Annotated in this window: 2 protein-coding genes; one reads left to right on the forward strand and one right to left on the reverse strand. The window is 64.5% G+C overall.

The features are described from left to right. Window positions 1–764: 764 nt before the first annotated feature. Window positions 765–911 (forward strand): hypothetical protein, encoded by a 147-nt coding sequence (locus tag ACZYZ3_RS20455; RefSeq protein WP_463965594.1) that lies wholly within the window; start codon window positions 765–767, stop codon window positions 909–911. A 151-nt stretch (window positions 912–1,062) separates the two neighbouring features. On the opposite strand, the gene ACZYZ3_RS20460 is transcribed toward ACZYZ3_RS20455, so the two are convergent. Then, window positions 1,063–1,947 (reverse strand): slipin family protein, encoded by an 885-nt coding sequence (locus tag ACZYZ3_RS20460; protein ID WP_463965595.1) that lies wholly within the window; start codon window positions 1,945–1,947, stop codon window positions 1,063–1,065. Window positions 1,948–2,414 lie beyond the last annotated feature (467 nt).

A 2,414-nucleotide genomic window follows, 5' to 3' on the forward strand; every position in this document is an offset into this window, starting at 1 on the left:
CTTCCGTGATGCGGTCATGCTGATCTCTACTTTCGGTAGACCCCCATTTTAAGGGGGCCCACTGTCCGAGATCTCCGCGGCAGCCCACACCGCGCCTCGCCGTGCGCGACGGCGTTCTGTGCTTTCCGGAGTCCGGGCCTCCGGGCCTCCGGGCCGAGAATTGGTGACCCGCGCAGCGCGCCGGGTCCGGGCGAATTATGGGAACAGGGCGTCGACCAATGCGCCGAAAAGTAGCGCTAAGCCATTGTCGGATGGGGTACGGTAACGATCGTTTTCAAGACGGTCCGGGAGCGACTTGCTGACGGCCTGAATGTCAATCAAAGCTTCCGCAGCCCCAAACATCGGCGGCGTAGCTGGCAGGCTTGGCAACTGAGCGGTTCACAGCCCACACGGTTCACACAGCCAAATTATCGGGGCGGAACATCCCGCTGCATCCCGCAAGCTGACAGATGTGTTGAAGGACCGAGTTTTCCGGTCGCGGGCCATCTCTGGTATTCCGCCGTGGCACAGCGGTTCCGGGTTTGTGGCGAGGGGTCATCGATGGCGTGATGGATCCGGCATGGCGCGCGGTTCCGAACGCTGTGCGCGGTTACGTCCGCCCTCGGCGAGCCCATCCGGATTGAATCCCTGGACACCGGCCCGGAGGTCCTGCAGGGACTGGACGGGGGAGAGATGAGTCAATCACCCGCGGCGACTGGAACGTTTACCTTAACGCCGAGGGAACAATCATCAACCTTCCGCCGAACCTGCGTGCGAGGCATCTGATGCATGAATGCGGGCTGGACCTCGCCGGCACCGCCCGCGGACAGCCCGTCCTCCTGGGCCGCGACGCCCACGGCAGGGACGCAGACGTCCCGGAGCATCTGGTCCGTCTGGCAGAAGAGCTTTTCGGCGCCCCGCTGGCAGCCTAGCGACACCGGGCGTTCGTCCGGGAGGCCTGATCGGTCCTTTCAGTTCCGTCATGATCGGCCCGTGGCGGAAGCGCTTTCCTTCATTCATGAACGGATCGTCGCACGGTCCCGCCGCCCCGCCAAGGGTTCTGACGGGATGGACGTCGACGGGTCAACGGCCCGACGGGAGGCGCACGGCGGCTGCTTCGGCCGGAACGGGCGTATTGTGCCCCGGCGGGCGGTATGCGGCCCGGACCGGTGGTTTTCCTTGCGAGCTTGCCGCGGCCTGGTTTTCCCGGGCCAGAAACGCGGAGAGTTCCCCGATGGTGCTCATCAAGGGGGCAGGGAAAACGACGGTGGTGTTCTTGTCCACACCGATTTCGACTAGGGACTGAAGGTTGCGCAGTTGCAGGGCGAGTGGGTGGGCCATCATGATGTCGGAGGCGTCCCCGAGGGCGGCGGCGGCGATGGCTTCGCCTTCGGCGGCGATGATCTTGGCCCGCTTCTCTCGCTCGGCTTCGGCCTGGCGGGCCATGGCGCGCTTCATGCTCTCGGGCAGCTGGATGTCTTTGAGCTCGACGAGGGTAACCTCGACGCCCCACTCCAGTGTGAGGGCATCCAGGATCTCCCGGATATCGCTGTTGATCCGCTCGGTTTCGGAAAGCGTCTGGTCCAGGCTGTGCCGGCCGACGACTTTGCGCAGGGTGGTCTGGGCGATCTGGTTGATGGCTGCCGAGACGTTTTCAATCGCCACGACGGACTTCACGGCGTCGATCACCCGGTAGTAAGCCACCGCGGAAATATCGACGCTCACGTTGTCCTGGGTGATGATGCCCTGTGACTGGATCGGCATGGTCACGATCCGCAGGCTGACCAGCGGAAGGCGGTCGATCACGGGGATGATGAACCGCAGCCCCGGCATCCTGACGCCGGTGACCCGGCCGAGCCGGAAGAGCACGCCCTGCTCATACTGACGCACGATCCGGATGGACATTTTCGCCGCGATGAACAGCAGCACGATGATGATTCCGGCAACAACAAAGTTGGTGGGGTCCATCAGGATCCCTCCTTAGTGTCCTGGGCCGGGTCTGTCGGCGCCGGTCCGGCGCCGGGACACGGCCGTTGTCCTATTGTCCCATCAACCCAGGGAAATGTGCCCGCGGATCCGCCGGCAAAAGCCAGCGGAAGCACCCACCCCGCGGGATTGGGGGAGACGGCCCATTAGTGCCATGACGGGTCCCATCTCCCCGGCCGGTTTAACGACATGACCGGCAGTGCCACCGGAGCCCGGGGAATAGGTGGACCCGACCATGGACGGTCCTGCAGATTTAGGGGGACCGGCGCCGGTGTTTCGCGGCCGGGACAGGTCCGGACGGCCCGGTCCACGGGAAGCAGGGCCCGTCCCGGAGTGTTAAAACGGGTAAGGAGTCCTGGGCGGTTTTTAGGGGTCGTTGCAACACCGCTGGTGGCTAAGTAGTTATCAGTAGATCACGCAGGCGCTCGGCCGGGGTATCCCAGCCGAGC

Source organism: Pseudarthrobacter linnaei (assembly GCF_055412825.1).